Here is a 23,875-nt window from a genome sequence, read left to right on the forward strand (position 1 = left end):
AACACACCCCCCCCCCCCCCCCCTCCCCCCCCCCCCCCACCCCCCCCCCCCCCCCCCCCCCCCCCCCCCCCCCCCCCCCCCCCCCCCCCCCCCCCCGCCCGGGTGCCCCGGGGCGGGTCGGCGCCTGCCGCGCCGCGCCCCCGGCCTTCTGGCCGCCCCGGGTTTCCCACCCGCACCACCCGGGCGGTACGACGTCGGCTGCGGGCTCCCACGTGGGGCGAGCCCGTCGGCGACAGCAGGCCCGGGGGCCGTGCACGCGCCGGCCACAGCCGGACGCGGTCAAGGCCGCGGCCGGCCGCACCCGTACGCAACCGAGCCGCGTCCGTGTCCCGGCGCAGCCCGCCACCTCCGGCCGCAGCCACGTCGTGTCAGTCGCGTGTCGCCGCCGTCGTCAGTCGTGCTCCCAGGTCTTCCACGTACGTGATCAGTGACTCCGGGCCGTGGATCGTGAAAGGCGCGTCCACCAGGGCCAGGCGGATGGCCAGCCATTCGACCGAGTCCGTCGAGCGCGCGCGGAGACGGCAGGTCGTCGGGCCCGTCGCCGTCGGGACCAGGTGGGACGGGAGGCGCGCCGTGACGAAGTCGGCCGGTGCGTCGAAGGTGACGTCCAGGTCGAGTTCCGGCTGCGCCCGCGACATGGAGCGGACCAGGAGCTGTGCCGCGTCGCCCGCCGGCAGCTCCCGCGGGGTGAAGCGGGCCCCCGTGGCGAGCGGGTCGCTCACCCGGTCCACCCGGAAGGTCCGCCAGTCCTCCCGCCCCAGGTCGTAGGCGACCAGGTACCACCGGCGCCCGGTGGAGACCAGCCGGTAGGGCTCGACCAGGCGCTTCGACTCGACCCCGTCGCCCGCCCGGTACCCGAAGCGGAGCTTCTCGCGGCCGGTGACCGTGCCCGCCAGGGTGGTGAGAGTGGCAGGGGTGACCGTCGCGCCGTCCCCCCTCGTCAACGGGATCGTCGCGTTCTGGAGGGTCGAGACCCGGTGCCGGAGCCGCGCCGGAAGCACCTGCTCCAGCTTCGCCAGGGCCCGTACCGACGCCTCCTCCACCCCCTCGATCGCGTGCCCGGCCCCCGCCCGCAGCCCGACCGCGATGGCGACGGCCTCCTCGTCGTCGAGGAGCAGCGGCGGCATGGCCGTGCCGGCGACGAGCCGGTAGCCTCCGACCGCGCCGAGCGTCGCCTCGACGGGATAGCCGAGGTCGCGGAGCCGGTCGATGTCGCGACGGATGGTGCGTGGGGAGACCGAGAGCCGTTCGGCGAGCTCGCTGCCGGGCCACTCGCGCGGGGTCTGAAGGAGCGAGAGCAGATTCAGGAGTCGTACCGGGGTGTCGTTCATGAATCCCAGGATGGCGGCCATCTAGGCCGTCTTTTGACCTAGATGGCCTTTATCTTCTCCGTATGAGTGCACACGACGCCGGCGTCACCACGGACGCGGCCCCCACCGACACGAGCGACAAGCGGCGCTGGATAGCCCTGGCCATCGTCATGACGGCCGCCTTCATGGACCTGGTCGACGCGACCATCGTCAACATCGCGATCCCCAGCATCGAACGGGACCTCGGCGCCACCTTCGGGGCCATCCAGTGGATCACCGCCGGGTACGCGCTCGCGTTCGCGGCCGGACTGATCACCGGCGGACGGCTCGGAGACATCTACGGCCGCAAGCGGCTCTTCCTCCTCGGTACGGCGGGCTTCACGATCGCCTCCGCGCTCTGCGGCTTCGCGGCCAACCCGGAGATGCTGGTCGCCTCCCGCCTCCTCCAGGGCGCGGCGGCCGCGATGATGGTGCCGCAGGTCCTGTCGATCATCCACGTCACCTTCCCCGCGCACGAGCGCGGCAAGGTCTTCGGCCTGTTCGGCGCGATCATCGGGCTGGGCGCCGTCTCGGGCCCGCTGCTCGGCGCGCTGCTCACGCAGTGGAACATCGCGGGCCTGGAGTGGCGTCCGATCTTCCTCATCAACCTGCCGGTGGGCATCGCGGGCCTGCTCCTGGGCCGCAAGTTCATCACCGAGTCGAAGGCCCCGAAGGCGCTCCGCCTCGACATCGTCGGTGTGCTCCTGGTGACGGCGGCGCTGCTGATGCTGATCTACCCGCTGACGCGCGGGCGTGAGCTGGACTGGCCGGTGTGGGGCCACTTCATGATGGCCGGCAGCCTGGTCGTCTTCGGCGCGCTCGTCGCGTACGAGAAGTACAAGACGAAGAAGGACGGCTCGCCGCTCGTCGAGCTGTCGCTGTTCAAGGTGAAGAGCTTCGCGGCGGGCATCGCGGTGCAGCTGACCTTCGGTGTCGTGATGGGCATCTTCTTCCTGGTCTGGACGCTGTACATGCAGATCGGCCTCGGCTGGAGCCCGCTGCGGGCGGGTCTGACCGGCGTGCCGTTCTCCATCGCGGTATCGACGGCGGCCGGTCTCTCGGTGCAGAAGCTGGTGCCGCGCTTCGGCCGGAAGGTGCTCCAGACGGGCGCGCTCACGATGATCGCGGGTGTCCTGCTCTACCTCTTCGAGGCGGGCCGGTACGGGACGGGCATCGAGTCCTGGCAGATGATTCCGCCGCTGGTGGTCATGGGGCTCGGCATGGGGCTGATCGTGGCGCCGCTGACGGACGCGGTCCTCTCGGAGGTGCCGAAGGAGCACGCGGGGTCGGCCTCGGGTCTGATCAACACGACCGGGCAGATGGGCAACGCGCTCGGGCTCGGTCTGGTGTCGGTGGTCTTCTTCGGCGTGATCGACGGCAAGCCCGCGCCGAAGTCGCCGACCGAGGCGGGCCTGGCGTTCGCCGACGCCTTCCAGAACGCGATGGGCTGGGTGGCGGTCGTGCTCGGCGTGATCTTCGTGGTGATGTTCGCCCTTCCGGCGCATCCGAAGCAGCACCTGGAGGGTGGCGACGACGGCGACGACGCCGCGATCGGCAAGGAGCCGGCGCTCGCGCACTGAGCCGGCCGCGGCAGGGCCCTGGTCCCGGGGATCGTCCCGGGAGCAGGGCCCTTCGTCATCTCCGGACACGGAGAACGCCGGCCGTGCCGCCGGTGTGGACGTGGTCGTCGAGACGCAGGGATCCGCCGGGTTCACCCGGCTCGACCCGGCCGTCGTCGCCGCAGCCGACGGCGTGATCTTCGCGCACGACGTGCCCGTACGGGAGAAGGAACGGTTCGTCGGAAAGGCCACCGTCGACGTCGGCGTCAAGGCCGGCATCAACCGCCCCGCCGATCATCCCGGCGACGATGGCGGGCGGCGCGGTCACCGGAGCCCTGTCGATGGCCTTCGAGTGCACTCTGCGGGCCCCGCACGGCGGCCTGTTCGTCCTGCCGCTGATCGGAAACCCGCTGCCGTACCCGCTCGCGATCGTCGCGGGCACGCTCGTCAGCGCGGGACTCGTCATCCTCCTCAAGGGCCTGCGGAAGCCGGCCCCGGAGGCGGGCCCGGACGCTGCCCGGGATGCGGCTCCGGCGTCGGCTCCGGACGCCGAACAGGCCCCGTCCGGGACCGGGGTGGCCGTGGCGGCCTGACCCGGTCCCGGCGCGGGGCCGGTTGCGAGGGACGGACGCGAGGAGCGGTGCGGTATCGGCGAACGCACCGCCCCTCGGTGTCTCAACGCTCCGTCAGGAGCGGTTCACGGCATCCTGGTCGATCGTGCCGCGCGTGAACGTCGTGGAGCGGAGGGCCGGAGGCGTCGTGCGCTGGACCCAGGCCTCGTCCCAGATGAAGTTGGTGCCGTTGACGTCACCGTGGGTCTGCCACACCTCACCACCGGTCGTGAGCACCTTGATGTAGGCGTCGTCGCCCTGCGCCTCGATGCCCACGGAGCACACACCCGCCGGATAGTTCGGGTTGGCGGGGTCCATGCCGACCGCCGTGGCGTTGGTGAGGTCCGTCCAGACGATCGGGTTCCCGCCGAGCGAAGCGGCCCGGCCCGCGGACACCTTGCCGTTGTGGAGGACGACCTGGAAGTCCTCGGTGCCGTTCGGGTCGTAGATGGCGATGTCGGAGCAGGGCCCGGTGGTTCCCGTGGCGCCGGTCGCTCCGGTGGCTCCCGTGGCTCCCGTGGCTCCCGTGGCTCCGGTGGCTCCGGTCGCACCCGTCGCTCCGGTGGCTCCGGTCGCACCGGTAGCTCCCGTGGCTCCGGTCGCACCCGTCGCACCCGTCGCTCCGGTGGCACCCGTGGCACCGGTAGCGCCCGTGGCTCCCGTCGCTCCCGTGTTGCCCTTCGGTCCGGGCGGGCCCGTGGGGCCCTTCGGTCCCGTCGGGCCCGTGTTGCCCTTCGGGCCCTTGCAGCCGCCGTCCGGCGACTCCGGGGCGCCGAGCGTGCGTGCCTGGGCGTCCCCGACCAGGCGTCCGACCTCCTCGTCCAGGAACTCCTGGAGGGCGGCGGTCATCGGGCGGCCCTGCTCGCCGTACTGCTCCGGGGCCGACTCCTGCGCCGCCCGGGGCTTGCAGCCGCCGGTCGGATCGGCGGCCGCCGTGCCCGCCGGGGCACCCGCCGTGGGGCCGGCCCATGCCGACGCGGTGGGTGCGAGGCCCGTGAGGACGAGTGCGACCGAGGCCAGCGCACCGCCGCCCACCCAGACGCGCCGCCGGGGCAGCGGACCGAGCTTGGACCTGGACAGAGTCCTGGGATCAGGACGCATGCATGCTCCTTTCCTCCGCCGGCTGCGAGCGCCGGCGCCACGATGCGGGGGGTGGAACGAAGACGGAAGCCCAGATGGGCTTCCCATCGGATCACCGGATCGCGACGGCGAGAACTTGATGGGTCCTGGACGCGTTGCGCCGCCATGGCGTAGTCCCGCCAGTCGAATGGCTGCGTACGGCACGGCGAACCTGGAGCGCCTCCCCGGCGTGCCGCAGCCGCCCCTGCAACGGGTCCTGCGTACCGTCGCCCCCCGACCGAACCGCCGGAGGTGGTGTTGCCGTGAAGCCGTCCATCTGCCTGTGCATGATCGTCAAGAACGAGGCCGCGGTCATCGAGCGCTGCCTCGCCTCCGTCCGCGGTCTCGTGGACACCTGGGTCATCTCGGACACGGGGTCCACCGACGGGACCCAGGAGCTGATCAGGACGGCCCTCGCCGGCATCCCCGGCGAGCTGCGCGAGGAGCCGTGGGAGAACTTCGGCCACAACCGCAGCCTGAACATCGCGCACGCCCGCGGCCGCGCCGACTACCTCCTGCTCCTCGACGCCGACCACGTCCTCCGCCAGGAGGGCCCGCTGCCCGCGCTCACCGCCGACGGGTACATGCTCCGGCACGAGGGGGCACTGGAGTACCGCATCAAACGCCTGGTCAGGGCCGGTCTGCCGTGGCGGTACGAGGGTGTCACCCACGAGTACCTGACGGCCGAGGGCGACCGCGTCCAGGAGAACCTCGACGCCCTCGTCATCGAGGACTACGCGGACGGCGGCTCACGGCACGACAAGTTCGAGCGCGACGCCCGCCTCCTGAGCGCCGAGCTGGAACGCGACCCGTCGAACCCGCGCACCGTCTTCTACCTCGCGCAGACCTTCCGCGACCTCGGCCGCGCCCAGGAGGCCGCCGACCTCTACGAGCGGCGTGCGGCCATGGGCGGCTGGGGCGAGGAGGTCTACTACTCCCTGCTCCAGTCCGGTGTCCTCCGCGCCGAGAACGGCGACTGGCCGACCGCGATGGACGCGCTCTCCCGTGCCTGGGAGTCCCGGCCGGACCGCCTCGAGGCCTGCTACGAGCTGGTGGCGCGGCTGCGGAAGATGCGCCGCTACCGGGCGGCCCATGCCGTGGTCTCCGCCGTCCTGGACCGGGAGCAGCCCGACGACCTGCTGTTCATGCAGCCCTGGGTGTACCGGTGGGGGCTGCTCTTCGAGTACTCGATCACCGCGTACTGGGTCGGCGACCACGCCGCCTCCCTCGCCGCCTGCGACCGGCTGCTCGGTCTGCCGGACCTGCCGGAGACGTACCGCGAACAGACCCGCGCCAACCGGGCGTTCGCCGTGCAGCGTCTCGCGGAGACGGCGGACGCCCCCGCGCTGGTCTGAGCACTCGGAGCCGTACGGGGGCACGGGGCGAGGACGGGCGCGGGGGCGGCCGAGGGGTCGGGTGCGGGGACGTCAGCGGACCCGGGAGCGCGACTCCATCGCGTCGCGGGCCGCGCGCTCGTCCTCGTACACCTCGCACATGTGGCGTCCGTCCGGGGTCGCCGTGTGCTCGACCTCCCACAGACTGGCCTCGGTGCCGTCGAGCAGCAGGAACTGGTGCTCGTAGAGGGTGAAGCCGGCGTCCCGGCCCCCGTCCACCGGACAGTGGCGGCCGAAGGCCTGGGTGATGTGGTGGGCGAAGGCCAGCCGGAGCCGGCGGGCCGTCGCAGAGCCCGGCCGGTCCGCGTTCTCCGCGCGCCGCAGGACGCGGCGGGCGTGGTCGGCGGAGTTGTCCGGCACGTACATCCGGGGCTGGACGGGTATCGGGCGGGCGAGCAGCGCGCTCAGCAGCTCCAGGTCGTCGTCCTCGTCGAAGGCGCGGCCGTCGGAGTGCTCGGCGGTCCAGCCCGGCAGGGGGCCGGTGGGGAGGCGGGAGGCGGCGAGCCGGGCCTCCGACTCCTCGGCGTACAGCTCGTGCTGCTCGGTGCCGTCCCGGCCGGCGTTGTGCGTGAGCTCCCAGAGGCTGAGGGCCGAGCCGTCGCTCAGCAGATACGTGTGGCGGTAGGTGGCGCGGTGCAGCGACGCGCTGTGGTGCGAGGAATGGAGCGCGCTGGAGTGCGCGAGCGCCGTGCCGAGGCGCTCGACGGTCGAGTCGGGCAGGTCGAAGGAGTTGAGCGCCCGGCCGAGGAGTCGCTCAAGGTGCGTCTCGGTCGTCTCGTACGGATCGTGAGGATCCTGCGGATCGTTCAAGAGGGTCTCCAGGCCGTCGCCGCATGTCACTCGGTGCTTGCTTAACGTAGTCCCTGGGTCCGACATTGCGTCCGGGGTTCCGGAAAACGAAGGGGGTCGGAGGGAAGTTCCCGCCCGTCCGGGCCCTTCTTGCCCAACTCCCTTGCCGTTACCGGGAGTACGGCTCCGATCGCGGTCGGTTCGGCCCGTGCGGACCGCCGTAGAGCTCGCGGTACGAGGGGAAGTCCCCGCCCGGCCCGCGCAGGCCGCCGGGAGCCGTGAGCACCGCCCGGACGATCGCCCGCGTCACCAGGTCCGCGCCGGCCGCCAGGATCTCGTTCAGGGCCAGCGGACCGGGATCTTCCGGTAGTTCGCGCGCCCCGGTGGCGAGGGTGAAGACGGTGTCGCCGTCGTTCATGAGGTGCACCGGGCGCAGGGCGCGCGCGATGCCGTCGTGCGCCGTGCCCGCGACCTTCTGCGCCTGTGCGCGGGTCAGCACGGCATCGGTCGCGACGACGGCGAGCGTGGTGTTCAGCGGGGGCGGGGCGGCCGCCTCCCGCGCCTCCGCGAGGCGCCGCAGTGCGGCCTGGTGCACCGCCGGATCGGGGAAGGTGGGCAGACCGCCGTCGGAAGAGTCCCCGTAACTCCCGTACAGGGCACCCGTGGCCGGGTCGACGGCCGAACCCACCGCGTTGACGACCACGAGCGCGCCGACCGTGATCCCGGACTCCAGGACGGTGCTCGCCGTGCCCACCCCGCCCCGGAGGCCGCCGACCACGGCGCCCGTGCCCGCGCCGACCGCGCCCGTCTCCACGCGCGCGTGGTCCCCGCTCGCGTCGGCCGCCTCCACCGCCGCCCGCCCCGTCGCCGGTCCGGGTCTGGCCGTGAAGTCACCACCCCTGCCCAGGTCGAAGACGCACGCGGCGGGCACCACCGGCACGACGTGGGAGGGGTCGGGACCCACCCGCACGCCCCGGTGCCGCTCCTCCAGCCAGGCCATCACGCCGGCGGCGGACTCCAGGCCGTACGCGCTGCCGCCGGTCAGGACCACGGCGTCGATCCGCTGGACGACGTTGCGCGGGTCGAGCGCGTCCGTCTCCCGCGTACCCGGCCCGCCGCCCCGCACGTCCACGGCGGCGACGGCCCCGCCGGCCGGCGCGAGCACCACGGTCGTACCGCTCAGCGCCCCTTCGCCCTTCACGCGCGCGTGCCCCACGCGCAGACCGCGCACATCGGTGATCGAGTCCGTCGTCCCGTGCTGTTCGGGCTGTGTCATGTCTCCTGCCTACCACGCGGACCGGTTCAGCCGGTCGTCGTGCCGGCGCCCGTCCCCGTGCCTGTCCCCGTGTTCGTCCCCGTGCCCGCGCCCGGTCGCGCCGCCGGGTTCCTCGCCGTCAGGGTCACGCCGACCGCGACCGTCGCCGCCGCGACGACGCCCGCGGCCAGGACCGCCCAGCGGCCCGCGAACGAGCACATCAGGATCGCGAGCGCCGAGACGGGCAGGACGAGTTGCTGCGCGAGGCCGACCTTGAAGTAGCGGGCGTGGAGGAGCCAGACGGACAGCAGGAACACGGCGGACGGGATCGTCACCGCCGCCGAGGCGGCGAGCGTGGAGATGTGGGCCTTGCCCACGGCCTGTTCCACGGCGATCTCCAGGCCCGCGCCGACGGCCGCCGCCGCCGCGAAGATCACGTAGTGGCCGTATCCCCACCGGAAGGCCTCACGGCTGGAGGTCAGCCGGTTGTGCGCGGGCACGACGAAGTAGATCCACCAGGCGGCGAAGACGAGCAGCAGCCCTCCGGCGGCGATCGGCAGCACCTCGCCCAGGGCGTCGTTCTCGGCGATGCCGGTCTTCACTGCCACCGTCGCCGCGGCGACGGTCTCACCGAGCACGATGATGGTGAACAGGCCGTACCGCTCGGCGATGTGGTGCGGGTGCCAGGTGCTGGGCGCGTCCCTCTCCGCGACCAGGGGCACGGCCGTCTCGGCCAGTGCCATGACGAGGAAGACCCACGGGAGGGCCGCCTCCGGCACGAAGAGCAGCGCGCTCCAGCCGATCTGTACGACGACGACCCCGCCCGCGTACCGCCGGCACATCGTCCGCTCGGCGGGATCGGTGGCGTGGTGCGCGGCCCGCAGCCACTGCGAGGCGAGCGCCAGTCGCATCACGACGTAGCCGATGAACACGACGAGGAAGTCGTGGTCCTCGAAGGCCCGCGAGACGCCGGCCGCGAGGATCAGCACGCCGGCGATCTGGACGAGGGTGACGACGCGGTACGGCACGTCGTCGTTGTCGTAGGCCGAGGCGAACCACGTGAAGTTCATCCACGCCCACCAGATCGCGAAGAAGATCATCGCGTAGTTGATGATCCCCTCGCCTGCGTGGCCCTCGGCGACCGCGTGTACGAGTTCCGCGCCCGCCTGGGCGACGGCGACGACGAAACAGAGGTCGAAGAAGAGCTCCAGGGGCGTGGCAGCCCGGTGCGACTCCTCGCGGGAGCGCGCGGTGAGGGGGAGGAACGGTTGTGTCATGGCCCCAGCACATCAGAGCCGAAGGCTCTCCTGCTCACATGCCACGCGAATCGGGACCGGCCCGGAGCCGGACGGCATCCGGGCGGCGGGGCAGGGCGCGAGGCGGAGGGGCGCCCTCAGGTGGCGGGACCGGCCGCGAGCCCGAGGGGCCTCAGGTGGCGGGGACGCGGGCAGCAGCCCGAGGGGCCTCAGGCTGCTGCCCGCGTTCCCGCGGCCTGCAGCCCGCCCGTTCCCGCCGACGCGCGTCCGCCCGCCCCCGCCCCCGTCCACCGTGCCACCACGAGCCGCGCCACGCGCGCGTGGTCGGCGATCGGGGCCGCGACCGTCCAGGTGCCCGGGACGGCGGCAAGCGCGCGCGTGAAGCGGCCCGGGGCGAGGAGATGGGTGGCCACCGCGACCCGGTGGAAGCCACCGGCGTGCAGCAGCGCGACCGCCTCGGCCGGAGTCGGGGTGCTCGCCGAGCAGTACGCGGGGGTCACCGGTACCGGCAGGAGCAGGCCGAGCTGCCGGACCGCCGCGAGGGTGCCGTCGTTGCCGCCCGGCCGGGAGGAACCCGCGCCGGCGACGACGACCGCGTCCGCCGGACCGCCGGCCGCCCGTTCGGCGGCCCGCAGCCGGTCGTGGAGGGCGAGGGCCACCGCGTGTTCGCCGCTCAGCCCGCGTGTGACCGTGCAGTCGAAGGGGCGGGCGAGGGCCGGGAGGTCGACGGTGCGGTGGTAGCCGTCGCCGAGGAGCAGCGGCACGACGACCGCCCCGGGCCGGTCCGCGAGGACGGACGGCAGGGAGGGCGCCCGGTGGTCGAGGTGCCCGACGGCGACGGGCGCGCCGCTCAGTCCGCGCACGGACTCGGCGAGCCGTGCGATCGTCCCGCCCGCCTCGGGCACGGTGCTCCCGTGCACGGCGAGGACCAGGTCGCGTGTCATCCGGCCCTCCACCCGCCCCCGCTCGTGCGACGCAACGCCCCCCGGGTCCTGTCGGTCCCGTCGGGGGCCGCGCGACGGTGTCGTTCGTCGTCGCGGCCCCACCCGCTCACGCTAAGCCCGCGCCACCGCCCCGCGGCCGCGCCGTTCGGCCCCGGCCGGGGGGTCGCAAGTCCCGGATCCTCGGGCCGTTCACGGCCCCGACACGCCCACCCCGCGCCCCTACGGTCGGAGGAGAAGCCACCCGTACGCGAACCAGCACCGCGAACCAGCACCGCGACCGGTACCGCGAACCCGACCCCCCACCCCACGGAGACCGCCATGGCCGCCCAGCGGACACAGACCCTCGTGCTCATCGGCCACGGCATGGTCGGCCACCGGCTCCTGGAGGCGCTGGCCGAGCGCGGCGCGCTCGCCGACCCGGCCGTGCCCGGCGGCCCCGGCTGGCGGGTCACGGTGCTCGCCGAGGAGGACGTGCCCGCCTACGACCGGGTGCACCTGTCCTCCGTCTTCACCGGCACCGACCCCAACCAACTCGGTCTCTCCACACCCGAGTTCCTCTCCGGACACGGCATCGACCTGCGGCTCGGCGACCCGGCCGAGCACCTCGACCCGGCCGCCCGCACGGTCACCACCACCTCCGGCGCGGTCGTCCCGTACGACGCGCTGGTCCTGGCGACCGGCTCGTACCCCTTCGTGCCGCCGATCCCCGGCGCCGACGCGCCCGGCTGCTTCACGTACCGCACGCTGTACGACGTCGACGCCCTCACCCGGTACGCCGAGCAGGCCGGGACCGGTGTCGTCATCGGCGGCGGACTCCTCGGCCTGGAGGCCGCCGGGGCGCTCCGCACTCTCGGACTCGCCGCGCACGTCGTCGAGTTCGCGCCCCGGCTCATGCCGCTCCAGGTCGACGACGGCGGCGCGGCGGCCCTGCGCGCGACGATCGAGTCGATGTGCGTGGCCGTGCACACCGGGGTCGGCGCCGTCGAGGTCGAGACGGACGCCGACGGGAAGGCCGCTGCCCTGAGGCTGTCGAACGGCGAACGGCTCCCCGCCGACGTCGTCGTCTTCTCCGCCGGGGTGCGGCCGCGCGACCGGCTCGCCCGCGAGGCGGGGCTCGCGGTCGGGGACCGCGGGGGAGTGGCGGTGGACGAGCGCTGCCGGACGACCGATCCGTTCGTGTACGCGATCGGCGAGTGCGCGCAGACCTCCGACGGGCGGGTGTACGGGCTGGTCGCGCCCGGCTACCAGATGGCGGAGGCGGTCGCCGACCACCTCGCCGGCTCCGGTACGACGGTGTTCACGGGCGCCGACACCTCCACGAAGCTGAAGCTGCTCGGCGCGGACGTGGCCTCCTTCGGCGACCCGTTCGCCGACGGGCGGGACGGTGGGCCGCGGGCCACCGGGATCGTGTTCTCGGACGGCCGCGAGGGCGTCTACAAGAAGCTGCTGCTCGGCCCCGAGGGGCAGCTCCTCGGCGGCATCCTGGTCGGCGACGCCGAGGCGTACGGTTCCCTCAAGCCGCACGCGGGCCGTCGGCTTCCCGGCCCTCCCGAGGCGTTCCTCCTCCCGGCCGGCGCGGCCGGGGCGGAACTGCCCGGCGCGGACGCGCTCCCCGACGACGCCGTCGTCTGCTCCTGCCACAACGTGACCAAGGGCGCGGTGGCCGGAGCGATCGCCGAGCACGGCCTGACCGACATCGGCGGCATCAAGCGCTGCACCAAGGCGGGCACGGGCTGCGGCGGCTGTGTGAACACGCTCCGGGCCGTCCTCGACGCGGCGGGCGTGGAGAGGTCCCGCGGGCTGTGCGAGCACTTCCCCGAGCTCACCCGCCCCGAGATCTACGAACTGATCCGCACCGAGCACATCCGCTCGTTCACCGAGCTGATGGAGCGGTACGGCTCCGGCGGCGCGACCTCGGCCGCCGACGCCGACGCGGGCGCGGGAGGGAACGGGGGCGCGGCCCGGGGCGGGAAGGCGCGCGCGGGTGCCCATGCGGGCGTCGGCTGCGTCGTCTGCAAGCCCGTCGTCGCCAACGTCCTCGGCAGCCTCGCCCCCGAACTCGGCCTGCGTCACGTCCTCGACGGCGAGCAGGCCGCGCTCCAGGACTCCAACGACCTCTTCCTCGCCAACCTCCAGAAGGACGGCACCTATTCGGTCGTGCCGCGCGTCCCGGGCGGCGAGATCACCGCCGCACAGCTCATCGTCATCGGCGAGGTGGCCCGCGACCACGGCCTCTACAGCAAGATCACCGGCGGCCAGCGGATCGACCTCTTCGGCGCGCGGAAGGAGGAACTCCCCGCCATCTGGCGCAGGCTGATCGCGGCCGGTTTCGAGTCGGGGCAGGCGTACGGGAAGTCCCTGCGCACGGTGAAGTCCTGCGTCGGGTCCCGGTTCTGCCGCTTCGGGCAGGGCGACTCGGTGCAGCTCGCGATCGACCTGGAGCTCCGCTACCGGGGCCTGCGCGCCCCGCACAAGATCAAGGGCGGGGTCTCGGGCTGTCTGCGCGAGTGCGCGGAGGCCCGGGGCAAGGACATCGGCGTGATCGCCACCGCCGGCGGCTGGAACCTGTACGTGTGCGGCAACGGCGGTACCGACCCCCGCCACGCCGACCTGCTCGCCTCCGACCTGACGGCCGCCGGGCTGTTCGCGCTGATCGACCGGTTCCTCATGTACTACGTACGGACCGCGGAGCGCCTCGAACGCACCTCGGCGTGGCTGGAACGGATCGGCGGCGGGACCGCGCACCTCAGGGAGGTCCTGATCGAGGACTCGCTGGGGATCTGCGCGGAGCTCGAGGCACAGATGGACCGGCACGTGGCCGCGTACCGCGACGAGTGGCAGGCCGTCCTCGACGACCCGGCGGCCCTGGCCCGCTTCGAGCCGCACGTGGCGGGCGCGGAGTTCCTGGAGCCGGGCCGGGGCCGGGCGGCGGTCCTCGCGGACGGCACCGAGGCGGCGCTGTTCCGGGACGGGGACGGCGCGGTGTACGCGGTGGGCAACCGGGACCCGTTCTCGGGGTCCGACGTCATCGCGGACGGGATCATGGGCAGCCGGGACGGGGTGCCGGTGGTGGCGTCCCCCCTGCACAAGCAGGAGTTCGACCTGCTGACGGGCGCCTGCCTCGACGACCCGGCGGTGACCCTCCCGGTCCTCCCGGTGCCTACGGCCCGCCCCTGAGGGGACCTAGGCCCGCCGACCGCCCGACCTTGGCCCGCCCGACGGCCCGACCTTGGCCCGCCCGTCCGGCGACCATCGGCACTGACCCGCCCCCCACCCCGCGGCGCAGCCTGGAAGAGCAAGGAAAGCCCCGAACAGGGAAGTCAGGGAAGCGCCATGAGTTCCGTAGTCCAGGACAGCAGAAGGACGGGCGGGCCCTCCGCCTCGTACGACACGGAGCAGTACCGCCCCGGCAAGCCGATCACCGACTGGGAGCCGGAGAACGAGCTCTTCTGGAAGTCGATCGGCAAGAAGGTCGCCACCCGCAACCTGTGGATCGCCGTGCCGGCGCTGCTCGTGGCGTTCGTCGTCTGGCAGGTCTGGTCGGTCACCGCGACCAACCTCAAGGACGTCGGCTTCGGCTTCTCGACCTCCCAGCTGTTCTGGCTGACGGCCATCCCCGGTCTGACCGGCGGCACCGCCCGGATCTTCTACACCTTCCTCGGTCCGATGGTCGGCCAGCGCCGTTTCACCGCGCTGTCGACGGTCGTGCTGATCGTGCCGCTGATCTGGCTCGGCGTCGCCATCCAGGACCCGACGACCCCGTACGCCGTGATGGTCGCCATCGCCGCCCTCTGCGGCATCGGCGGCGCGAACTTCGCCTCCTCCCTCGCCAACATCGGCTTCTTCTTCCCCAAGGCGAAGAAGGGCAGCGCGACCGGCATCAACGGTGGTCTCGGCAACCTCGGCGTCTCCGTCGTGCAGCTGCTGACCCCGATCGTGATCACCTGGTCGACGATCGCGATCGGCTCGGCCCAGCACAAGGCCGACGGCACCCCCGTCCACCTGCAGAACGCCGCTTTCCTCTGGGTGCCGGTCCTGCTGATCCTCGCGGCCGTCGCCTGGTTCGGACAGAACGACCTGAAGGTCGCCTCGACCCCGTTCAAGCAGCAGAAGATCATCTTCAGGCGCAAGCACAACTGGCTGATGACCTGGCTGTACGTCGGCACCTTCGGCTCCTTCATCGGCTTCGCCGCCGCCCTGCCGATGCTGATCAAGACCACGTTCCCGGACTACTCGATCGCCACCTACGCCTGGATGGGCCCCGCCGTGGGCGCGCTCGCCCGCTGGGGCGGCGGCTGGATCGCGGACAAGTGGGGCGGCGCCCGGGTCACCATTCTGTCCTTCGTGGGCATGGCCGTCTCCCTCGTCGGTGTGATCGAATTCCTGCCTTCGGGCAGTGACGGCGGCTCGTTCTACGGCTTCTTCTTCTGCTTCCTCGCGGCGTTCTTCTTCTCCGGGATCGGCAACGGCTCGACCTTCCGCCAGATCCCGGTCATCTTCCGCGGCACCCACCTCAAGGGACTCGTGGAAGGCACCCCGGAATACACCAGGGCGCTGAAGCAGGCGGAGATGGAGTCCGGTGCCGTCACCGGATTCACCTCGGCCGTCGCTGCCTACGGCTTCTTCTTCATCCCGGCCCTGTTCGGCTCGGTGGACGTGACCAGCGCGATGTGGGGATTCGTCGCCTTCTACGTCAGCTGCATGGTCGTGACCTGGTGGTTCTACGCCCGCAAGAGCGCCGAGGCCCCCAGCTGACCCGACGCCGGAAGACCCCGGAGAGACCCCGGAAGACCCCGGAGAGGCCCGGAGAGACCCTGGAGAGGCCCGCAGAGACTCCTGAGAAAGGCCCGTGGAAAGGCCCGTGGAAAGGACCCGCAGAAAGACCCCGCGCGGCGGGGTCTTTCTGCGTATACGGAACAGGACCTAAGGCCGTCCGGAGGTGACCATCGCCGACCGAAACGATCGATCAGGAGGAGTGGAATGGAGGGAGCAACGACGCGATCGAATGAATCGAAGAAGGCGGTGCGGGCAGTGACTGCGACCCCTGCTGAGGCAACGGTGAACGAGCGGGCCTGGAAGGGCTTCAAGGGCGGACTCTGGCGCGACGCCGTCGACGTCCGCGACTTCATCCAGCAGAACTACACGCCGTACGAGGGCGACGACTCCTTCCTGGCCGGACCCACCGAGCGGACCACCGCCGTGTGGAAGGCCATCACGGACAGGTTCCCCGAGGAGCGCGCCAAGGGCGTCCACGACGTCTCGTACGACGTGCCGTCCACCATCACCGCCCACGCCCCCGGCTACATCGACCGCGACAAGGACCTGATCGTCGGCCTCCAGACCGACGCCCCGCTGAAGCGCGCGATCATGCCGTACGGCGGCTGGCGCATGGTCGCCGGCGCCCTGGAGACCTACGGCTACCCCGTCTCCCCGGAGCTGGAGAAGGTCTTCACCGAGTACCGCAAGACCCACAACGCCGGTGTCTTCGACGCGTACACCCCCGAGATCCGTGCCGCCCGCAAGGCCGGAGTCGTCACCGGACTCCCCGACGCCTACGGCCGCGGCCGCATCATCGGCGACTACCGCCGTGTCGCCCTCTACGGCGTCGACCGTCTCGTCGAGGTGAAGAAGGAGGAGAAGGCGGAGCTCGACCCGCTCCCCGCCGGGAACCGTTCGATCGAGGAGACCATCCGGCTCCGCGAGGAACTCGCCGAGCAGATCCGCGCCCTGGGCGAACTCAAGGCGATGGCCGCCTCCTACGGACACGACATCTCCGGCCCCGCCGTCACCGGCCGCGACGCCGTCCAGTGGCTGTACTTCGCCTACCTCGCCGCCGTGAAGGAGCAGAACGGCGCGGCGATGTCCCTCGGCCGCACCTCCACCTTCCTCGACGTCTACCTCCAGCGGGACATCGAGGCCGGTGTCCTCACCGAGGAGCAGGCCCAGGAGCTCGTCGACGACTTCATCATCAAGCTCCGCATCGTCCGCTTCCTGCGCACCCCGGAGTACGACCAGGGCTTCTCCGGCGACCCGACCTGGGTGACCGAGTCCCTCGCCGGCATGGGCGAGGACGGCCGCCCGCTGGTCACCCGGACCTCCTTCCGCTACCTCCAGACCCTCTACAACCTCGGCCCGGCCCCCGAGCCGAACATGACCGTCTTCTGGTCGCCGCGCCTGCCCCAGGGCTTCAAGGAGTTCTGCGCGAAGGTCTCCATCGACACCTCCTCCGTCCAGTACGAGTCGGACGAGCTGATGCGCCCCCGCTTCGGCGACGACACCGCCATCGCCTGCTGCGTCTCCGCGATGCCCGTCGGCAAGCAGATGCAGTTCTTCGGCGCCCGGGTGAACCTCGCCAAGACCCTCCTGTACGCGATCAACGGCGGCCGCGACGAGAAGTCCGGCGTCCAGGTCGGCCCCGACACCGGCGCGCTGCGCTCCATGGAGAAGGGGGCGGCCGAAGTCCTCGACCACGACGAGGTCATGGCCAGGTTCGACGAGCAGATGGAGTGGCTCGCCGACGTCTACGTCCACTCGCTGAACGTCATCCACTTCATGCACGACAAGTACGCCTACGAGCGCATCGAGATGGCACTCCACGACCGCGACGTGCGCCGCACCATGGCCTTCGGCATCGCCGGCCTCTCGGTCGCCGTCGACTCCCTGTCCGCCATCAAGTACGCCCGGGTCACGGTGCACCGCGACGCGTCCGGCCTGGCCACCGACTACACCGTCGAGGGCGACTACCCGGCCTACGGCAACAACGACGACCGGGCCGACGAGATCGCGGTACGGCTGGTCGAGGAGTTCATGAGGAAGGTGCGCAAGCACCCCACCTACCGGAACGCCGAACACACCCAGTCCGTCCTGACCATCACCTCCAACGTCGTCTACGGCAAGAAGACCGGCAACACCCCCGACGGGCGCCGCGCCGGTGAGCCCTTCGCGCCGGGCGCCAACCCGATGAACGGCCGCGACACCCACGGCTACGTCGCCTCGGCCCTGTCGGTCGCCAAACTCCCGTACGAGGACGCCGAGGACGGCATCTCGCTGACCAACACCGTCACCCCCGACGGCCTGGGCCGCACCCCCGAGGAGCGGATCAGGAACCTCGCGGGCGTCCTCGACGGCTTCATGGCCGTCGACGGCTTCCACATGAACGTCAACGTCCTCAACCGCGACACCCTCATGGACGCCATGGAGCACCCGGAGAACTACCCGCAGCTGACCATCCGGGTCTCCGGATACGCGGTCAACTTCGTCCGGCTCACCCGCGAGCAGCAGCTCGACGTCCTGAACCGCACCTTCCACGGCTCCCTGTAGCCCCCTCGACCGCGCCCCGGGGCCGGTGGCCCTCACCCCGGAACCGGGGCGCGCCCGACACGATCGAAAGAGGCCCTGCCATGACCAGCCTCGCCCTCGGGCCCACCACTCCGGCCGCCGCGGCGACCGCCTCGGCACGCCCCGCCACCCCGGCCGCCGCCGCGACCCGGCGCCCCTCCGAGGGCTCGGTCCACTCCTGGGACCTGTCCACCGGTGTCGACGGCCCCGGCACCCGCTTCGTCACCTTCCTCTCGGGCTGCCCCCTCACCTGTCTCTACTGCCACAACCCCGACACCTGGAAGATGCGCAACGGAAGGCGCTCCTCCGCCGACGCCGTGATCGCCGAGGCGGGCAAGTACGTCCGCTTCATCTCGGCCTCCGGGGGCGGAGCCACCGTCTCCGGCGGCGAACCGCTCCTCCAGCCCGTCTTCACCGGCGAGCTGTTGCACCGGATGAAGCACGAGCTCGGCCTGCACACGGCCCTCGACACCTCGGGCTTCCTGGGCGTCCGCGCCACCGACGCCCTGCTGCGCGACACCGACCTGGTCCTGCTCGACATCAAGTCCTCGGACCCCGCCACGTACCAGGAGGTCACCGGCCGGCCGCTCGCGCCGACCCTCGACTTCGCCAGGCGTCTCGCCGACCTCGGCCAGGAGGTCCACGTCCGCTTCGTCCTCGTCCCGGGCCTCACCGACGACCCGGCCGACGTGGAGGGAGTCGCCGCCTTCGCCGGGGGTCTCGGCAACGTCTCCCGCGTGGACATCCTGCCCTTCCACAAGCTCGGCGAAGCGAAGTGGCAGGCACTCGCCAGGCCGTTCACCCTGCACGACACGCCCTCCCCGACGCCCGAGCAGGTCGCCGAGGCCCGCGAGGTGTTCCGTGCCCACGGCCTGAACGCGGTCTGAGGCCCCGGCGCGACACCCGAACCCGTCCGGGCGACGCCCTCACCCCAGAACCCCGTAAAACAGGGCAAAAACGCCCTTACGGCCTTACCGTGGCCGCGTGACCGAGCCACCGCAGACAGCCGAGCCGACACCTCCGCCGGGCGACCCCACACCGGGCGCCCCAGCCGCCGGCAGCCCCGCGCCGGGAGAACCGCCGGCCGCCGGCCTCCCCCCGCAGACCCCGGCCGCCGTGCACCGCCGCGCCACCCTCGCGGGCACCGTCGTCTCCGTACTGCTGATCCTCGCGATCGTCTTCGGCAGCCGTCTGCTCCAGAACTTCGACTCGGCCCTGCTGCCCTACGCCGTCGCCACGGTCTTCCTCGCCTTCGGCGTCGCCTACCGCTACACCGTCTGGATCTCCGCCCCCGGCGCCCGCCGCCTCTTCCACAAGGGCTGGGGCTCCCTCTTCTCCGTCGCGAACTTCCGCAAGGCGCCCACCGCGCTCCCGAAGATGATCGCCACCTACCTCGGCTTCCAGAAGTTCCTCGGCGCCCGCTCGCACGCCCGCTGGGCCGCCCACCAGCTCATCTTCTGGGGCTGTCTGCTGGCCGCCGCGATCACCTTCCCCCTCACCTGGGGCTGGTTCACCTTCACCTCGTCCACCGGCTCGGGCCCCGGCTACGAGATGCGGATCTGGGGCTTCAAGATCCTCGGCTTCGACGCCCTCAGCGTCGTCGGCTGGCTCATGTTCCACGGCCTCGACATCGCCGCCGTCCTGGTCATCCCCGGCGCGGGCTACTTCCTCTGGCGCCGCATGAAGGACCGCGGAGCCATCACCGGCCAGCGCTTCGCCTACGACCTGGTGCCGCTGCTCGCCCTCATCGTCATCTCCGTGACCGGGCTGCTGCTCACCTTCTCGTCGATCTTCCTGCACGGCGGAGGCTACGAGTTCCTCGCGATCCTCCACATGGTGTCGGTCGTCTTCACCCTCATCTACATCCCCTTCGGGAAGTTCTTCCACATCGTCCAGCGGCCCGCCGCCGTCGGCATGCAGCTCTTCAAGTACACCGCCCGCCGCAAGGACGAGGAGGTGCTCGCCTGCCGCCGCTGCCACGAGCCCATCGACACCGCCCCGTACGTGGAGAACCTCAAGGGCACCATGCGGGACCTCGACCTCGGCTTCGACGAGTGGGCCGAGTACTGCCCCCGCTGCAAGCGCGTCCTGCGCGGCAACGCCTACCTCGACCACGTGAAGAAGGGCTTCAAGTGACCGCGACCGACCCGAACAGGGCGCTGCCGCTCGACCCCTCCCTCGCCCCGCCCGGCACCCGCAACTTCCGCGACGCCGGCGGCATCCCCGCCGACCGCTGGCACGCCGACCAGAACGGCGAGACCCTCGTCCCCACCCACTGCTGCTTCTGCGGCGTCCAGTGCGGCATGTACCTCCGCGTCGACCGCGGCGGCAAGGTCTTCGGCGTCGAACCGCGCAACCACGACATCAACCGGATGCGGCTCTGCCCCAAGGGCATCAACGCGTACCAGCAGGTCAACCACCCCGACCGGCTCACCGCGCCCCTCATGCGCCGCAACCGCGACGAGGAGTTCCGCGAGGTCAGCTGGGACGAGGCCCTCGACCACACCGTCGCCGAGATCCGCCGGATCCAGGGCGAGTACGGCCACGACGCCTTCGGCCTCCTCGGCGGCGCCAGCCTGTACTCCGAGAAGACCTACCTCGTCGGCAAGTTCGCCCGGGTCGCGCTCAAGACCCGGCACGTCGACTACAACGGACGCCTCTGCATGGTCTCCGCCGCCGGAGCCAACAAGCTCGCCTTCGGCATCGACCGGGCCGGCAACCCCTTCTCCGACATCCTCCTCACCGACTGCCTCCTCATCGCAGGCTCCAACGTCGGCGAGTGCTTCCCCGTCATGACCCAGTACCTGTGGGGAGCCCGCGACCGGGGCGCCACCCTCATCGTCGTCGACCCGCGCGAGACCGCGATCGCCCGCACGGCGGACGTCCACGTCGCCATCAAGCCCGGCACCGACTCCGCGTTCTTCAACGCCGTCCTCCACGTCGTCGTCGCCGAGGGCCTCACCGACGAGGCCTATCTCGCCGCCCACGCCACCGGCTGGGAGGAGGTCAAGGCGACCGTCGCCGCGTACCCGCCTGCCCGGTCGGCCGAGATCTGCGGTGTCCCCGAGGAGCAGATCGTCCAGGTCGCCCGCATGTTCGCCGGCGCGGACCGGGCCATGGCCTGGCACGCCCGCGGCGTCGAGCACCACTCCCAGGGCGTCGAGAACTGCCTCAGCATCATCAACCTGTGCGTCGCCGCAGGACACATCGGCAGGCCCGGCGCCGGCTACGGCACCATCACCGGCCAGGGCAACGGCCAGGGCGGCCGCGAGCACGGCCAGAAGTCCGACCTCCTCCCCGGCGGCCGCTCCATCACCAACCCCGAGCACCGCCGCCAGATCTGCGAGATCTGGGGCATCGACGAGGCCGAACTCCCGCCCGCCGGAACCTCCATGATGGAGATGGTCTGGCAGATGCAGCGCAAGGAGATCCGCGGACTCGTCGGCATCTGCAACAACCCCTTCGTCTCGCTGCCCAACTACGCCACCGTCAAGGACGGCTACGACACCCTCGAGTTCCACGCCCAGTTCGACTTCTTCCTCTCCGAGACCGCGGCCAACGCGCACGTGGTCTTCCCCGTCACCGTGTGGGCCGAGGACGAGGGCGTCATGGCCAACGCAGAGGCCCGGGTCGTCAAGCACAACAAGGCCCAGGAACCGCCCGCCGGCGTCCGCACCGACACCTGGGTCATCTGCGAACTCGCCCGCCGGCTCGGCGCGGGCGACAAGTTCGAGTTCCCCGACTCCCGCTCCGTCTTCGAGGAACTCCGCATCGCCTCCGCCGGAACCGTCAACGACTACTACGGCATCACCTACGAGCGCCTGGAGGAGACCGGCGGCATCGCCTGGCCGTGCCCCAGCACCGAACACCCCGGCACCCCACGCCTCTTCGAGAACGGCCGCACCTACCACCCCGACGGCATGATCCACATGCAGGTCGTCGAGTGGCACCCGCCCATGGACCCGTACAGCGAGGAGTTCCCCCTCTCGCTGACCACCGGCCGCACCGTCGCCCACTTCCTCTCCGGCAACCAGACCCGCCGCCTGGGCGCCCTCGTCGAACAGACCCCGCGCCCCTGGGTCGAGGTCCACCCCTCCCACGGCTTCCGCAACGGCGACCCCGTCCGGGTCGTCACCCGCCGCGGCAGCGAGGTCTTCCCCGCCCTCGTCACGGAGGCCATCCGCCCCGACACCGTCTTCGTCCCGTACCACTGGCCGGTCCCCACCGCGGCCAACGCCCTCACCATCGACGCCCTCGACCCCCGCTCCAAGATCCCGGAGTACAAGGTCTGCGCCGCCCGCATCGAGGCCGCCGAACGGATCGACGAGGTCCCCGCCCCACCCACCGCACCGGGCCACCAGGCCTACCCGGAGACCCAGGTCTCCCGTACCGACCCGCTGCCCCCCACCTCCCCCCAGGGCCGCGGCACCGCGGAGAGGAGCTGACCCGCACATGATGGGCCGCACGATCTTCATCGACCCGGGCCGCTGCATCGGCTGCCAGGCCTGCGTCTCCGCCTGCCGCGAATGCGACTCCCACCGGGGCAAGTCCATGATCCACCTCGACTACCCCGACGAGGGCCACTCCGTCGCCTCCCTCCCCACCGTCTGCATGCACTGCGAGGACCCCGTCGCCCCCTGCGCCGAGGTCTGCCCCGCCGACGCGATCCTCGTCACCGCCGACGGCGTCGTGCAGCAGGCCGACACCACCCGCTGCATCGGCTGCGCCAACTGCGTCAACGCCTGCCCGTTCGGCGTCCCCAAGATCGACCTCCAGGCGAAGCTCCAGATGAAGTGCAACCTCTGCTACGACCGCACCGCCTACGGCCTCGCCCCGATGTGCGCCACCGTCTGCCCCACCGGCGCCCTCTTCTACGGAACCCTCGAAGAGCTCCAGGCCGAACGCCCCGGCGTCCAGGTCGCCGACTCCTTCACCTTCGGCTCCACGACCGTCTCCACCGGCGTGGCGATGGTCGTCCCCGCAGACAAGGTCCAGTGGCCGGTGCCCGGCGGCCTTCCCGTCGTCGAGATCAATGGAGTCGATGTGAGCGAAGCGAACGCGAACAAGGGCGGCGGCGGGCGAGGGGAGGGCGTCCGTTGAGCGTCACCGACCCCCAGCCGCCCGCATCGGGCCCCCACTCCGACGCGGCCCAGGAAGCGCTCCACGACCGGATCGCCGCCGACTCGCTCACCACCCGCCGCGACTACCTGCGGATCGTCGCCACCGTCTCCGGCGGCCTCGCCGTCGGCGGTGTCGCCGTGGCCTCCGGCATCCTGCACCGGCACGGGGACAGCGACGGGGCAACCGAGGCGAAGAAGATCGCCGACGTGATCCTGCCGGGGGAGTCCCTCGCCTTCCGCTACCCCGGCTCCGAGGACCGGGCGGTCGCCGTCCGCCTGGAGGACGGCACCCTCGCCGGCTACTCCGCCGTCTGCACCCATCTCGCCTGCGCCGTGCTCTGGCGCAAGGAACGCGGCAGCGAGGGCGAGCTGTACTGCCCCTGCCACGAGGGCGTCTTCGACGCCCGTACGGGAGAGGTCACGGCGGGACCGCCGCCCCGGGGGCTGCCGAAGGTGGTGCTCGTGGAGGAGGCCGACGGCAGCGTCTGGGCGATCGGCACGGCCCGCTCGGGCGAGAGCGCCCGCGAGGGTCTCTGCCGCCAGCTCGGCGACGACCGCCCCGAACTCGCCGACCGGCTGGGCTGCCCCGGCGCGTCCGCGCGGGGCGCGGTGCCGGAGAGGAAGGAGCGCACATGACCGAGGACGCCTTCCCCCGCGACCCGGAGGCCCCACAACCCCCGAAGCCCCCCGTCACCACCGCCCCCGCGGCGCCCGGGGCATCGCCGGCGCCCCCGGCGCCCGCCGCGCCGGAGGCCCCCCGGCCCCCGGCGTACACCCCGGGCAGCGCCCAGCCGCGTCTGAACCGTCCCGTGCACGAGCGGTATCCGCAGATCCGGCCCACCAGCGGATACGGCGACCCGCGGACCACGCATACCGGGCCTGGGCCGGGAGCCGGTACGGAGCAGGAGCCGGAGCGCTCCTCGAAGCTGACGGCCCGCCTCACGCTGGCGCTCACGGTGGTCATCGGCCAGCTCTGGGGGCTGACGATCGTCGTCGACGAGTGGATGGCCGGGAACACCGGTACCGCCTGGTGGGGCGCGGGATTCCTCTGCCTGTCGTTCCTCGTGGTGCTCGGCCTCTGGATGATCGACCCGAAGGACCGCTGAGGGGCGTCCGACGTGCCGAAGATGTGCAGATCAGA

Annotated in this window: 18 protein-coding genes and 1 pseudogene; 13 read left to right on the forward strand and 6 right to left on the reverse strand. The window is 72.2% G+C overall.

Features of this window, described 5'->3' with window-relative positions; translation table 11 throughout:
• Positions 1-368 precede the first annotated feature (368 nt).
• Positions 369-1,331, reverse strand: a complete 963-nt coding sequence (locus ACZ4XX_RS26415; protein ID WP_468510353.1) for a helix-turn-helix transcriptional regulator — start codon at positions 1,329-1,331, stop codon at positions 369-371.
• Between the two features lie 62 nt (positions 1,332-1,393).
• Here ACZ4XX_RS26415 and ACZ4XX_RS26420 point away from each other — a divergent pair, with 62 nt between their 5' ends.
• The 3 genes and pseudogenes from ACZ4XX_RS26420 to ACZ4XX_RS26430 all read left to right on the forward strand — a co-directional run bounded on the left by ACZ4XX_RS26420 (position 1,394) and on the right by ACZ4XX_RS26430 (position 3,501).
• The gene (locus ACZ4XX_RS26420) at positions 1,394-2,929 is read left to right on the forward strand and encodes an MFS transporter (RefSeq protein WP_468510354.1); all 1,536 of its coding nucleotides are present in this window, start codon (positions 1,394-1,396) and stop codon (positions 2,927-2,929) included.
• 70 nt (positions 2,930-2,999) lie between these two features.
• Positions 3,000-3,203: pseudogene (locus tag ACZ4XX_RS26425) on the forward strand (PTS fructose transporter subunit IIB); the annotation flags it as partial.
• 13 nt (positions 3,204-3,216) lie between these two features.
• Positions 3,217-3,501 carry a hypothetical protein gene (locus tag ACZ4XX_RS26430; RefSeq protein WP_468510388.1) on the forward strand — a complete coding sequence of 95 codons (285 nt, stop codon included), beginning with the start codon at positions 3,217-3,219 and terminating at the stop codon, positions 3,499-3,501.
• A gap of 93 nt (positions 3,502-3,594) precedes the next feature.
• Here ACZ4XX_RS26430 and ACZ4XX_RS26435 read toward each other — a convergent pair whose 3' ends face one another.
• Positions 3,595-4,620 carry a hypothetical protein gene (locus ACZ4XX_RS26435; protein ID WP_468510355.1) on the reverse strand — a complete coding sequence of 342 codons (1,026 nt, stop codon included), beginning with the start codon at positions 4,618-4,620 and terminating at the stop codon, positions 3,595-3,597.
• Positions 4,621-4,901: 281 nt separating this feature from the next.
• Between ACZ4XX_RS26435 and ACZ4XX_RS26440 the strand changes: the two genes are divergently transcribed.
• Complete coding sequence (locus ACZ4XX_RS26440; RefSeq protein ID WP_468510356.1) at positions 4,902-5,993, forward strand: glycosyltransferase; 1,092 nt, start codon at positions 4,902-4,904, stop codon at positions 5,991-5,993.
• A gap of 72 nt (positions 5,994-6,065) precedes the next feature.
• Here ACZ4XX_RS26440 and ACZ4XX_RS26445 read toward each other — a convergent pair whose 3' ends face one another.
• From ACZ4XX_RS26445 to ACZ4XX_RS26460, 4 genes are all read right to left on the reverse strand, one after another.
• A complete protein-coding gene (locus ACZ4XX_RS26445; protein WP_468510357.1) occupies positions 6,066-6,908 on the reverse strand; it encodes a DUF6227 family protein in 843 nt (280 codons plus the stop codon).
• Positions 6,909-6,990: 82 nt separating this feature from the next.
• Complete coding sequence (locus ACZ4XX_RS26450) at positions 6,991-8,097, reverse strand: P1 family peptidase (protein WP_468510358.1); 1,107 nt, start codon at positions 8,095-8,097, stop codon at positions 6,991-6,993.
• Positions 8,098-8,123: 26 nt separating this feature from the next.
• Positions 8,124-9,353: a low temperature requirement protein A gene (locus ACZ4XX_RS26455; RefSeq protein ID WP_468510359.1), complete on the reverse strand. Its 1,230-nt coding sequence runs from the start codon at positions 9,351-9,353 to the stop codon at positions 8,124-8,126.
• 188 nt (positions 9,354-9,541) lie between these two features.
• Complete coding sequence (locus ACZ4XX_RS26460) at positions 9,542-10,276, reverse strand: sirohydrochlorin chelatase (protein ID WP_468510360.1); 735 nt, start codon at positions 10,274-10,276, stop codon at positions 9,542-9,544.
• A gap of 318 nt (positions 10,277-10,594) precedes the next feature.
• Between ACZ4XX_RS26460 and ACZ4XX_RS26465 the strand changes: the two genes are divergently transcribed.
• From ACZ4XX_RS26465 to ACZ4XX_RS26505, 9 genes are all read left to right on the forward strand, one after another.
• On the forward strand, positions 10,595-13,453 hold the full coding sequence (locus ACZ4XX_RS26465; protein ID WP_468510361.1) for an FAD-dependent oxidoreductase: 2,859 nt from the start codon (positions 10,595-10,597) through the stop codon (positions 13,451-13,453).
• Positions 13,454-13,609: 156 nt separating this feature from the next.
• On the forward strand, positions 13,610-15,031 hold the full coding sequence (locus ACZ4XX_RS26470; protein ID WP_468510362.1) for an MFS transporter: 1,422 nt from the start codon (positions 13,610-13,612) through the stop codon (positions 15,029-15,031).
• Positions 15,032-15,256: 225 nt separating this feature from the next.
• Positions 15,257-17,596, forward strand: a complete 2,340-nt coding sequence (pflB, locus tag ACZ4XX_RS26475; RefSeq protein ID WP_468510363.1) for a formate C-acetyltransferase — start codon at positions 15,257-15,259, stop codon at positions 17,594-17,596.
• Positions 17,597-17,676: 80 nt separating this feature from the next.
• Complete coding sequence (gene pflA / locus ACZ4XX_RS26480; protein WP_468510364.1) at positions 17,677-18,501, forward strand: pyruvate formate-lyase-activating protein; 825 nt, start codon at positions 17,677-17,679, stop codon at positions 18,499-18,501.
• A 97-nt stretch (positions 18,502-18,598) separates the two neighbouring features.
• Complete coding sequence (locus ACZ4XX_RS26485; protein ID WP_468510365.1) at positions 18,599-19,750, forward strand: MFS transporter; 1,152 nt, start codon at positions 18,599-18,601, stop codon at positions 19,748-19,750.
• Entirely contained in the window at positions 19,747-22,059 is a 2,313-nt protein-coding gene (locus ACZ4XX_RS26490) for a molybdopterin oxidoreductase family protein (protein WP_468510366.1), read from the forward strand. The genes ACZ4XX_RS26485 and ACZ4XX_RS26490 overlap by 4 nt, the downstream gene beginning before the upstream one ends.
• Positions 22,060-22,066: 7 nt before the next feature.
• Positions 22,067-22,714, forward strand: a complete 648-nt coding sequence (locus ACZ4XX_RS26495) for a 4Fe-4S dicluster domain-containing protein (RefSeq protein WP_468510367.1) — start codon at positions 22,067-22,069, stop codon at positions 22,712-22,714.
• Positions 22,711-23,370, forward strand: coding sequence for a Rieske (2Fe-2S) protein (locus tag ACZ4XX_RS26500; RefSeq protein ID WP_468510368.1), 660 nt, complete (start codon positions 22,711-22,713; stop codon positions 23,368-23,370). The genes ACZ4XX_RS26495 and ACZ4XX_RS26500 overlap by 4 nt, the downstream gene beginning before the upstream one ends.
• On the forward strand, positions 23,367-23,840 hold the full coding sequence (locus ACZ4XX_RS26505; protein ID WP_468510369.1) for a hypothetical protein: 474 nt from the start codon (positions 23,367-23,369) through the stop codon (positions 23,838-23,840). Before ACZ4XX_RS26500 ends, ACZ4XX_RS26505 begins: the two co-directional genes overlap by 4 nt.
• Positions 23,841-23,875: the final 35 nt, after the last annotated feature.

Source organism: Streptomyces sp. NPDC029956 (assembly GCF_055574655.1).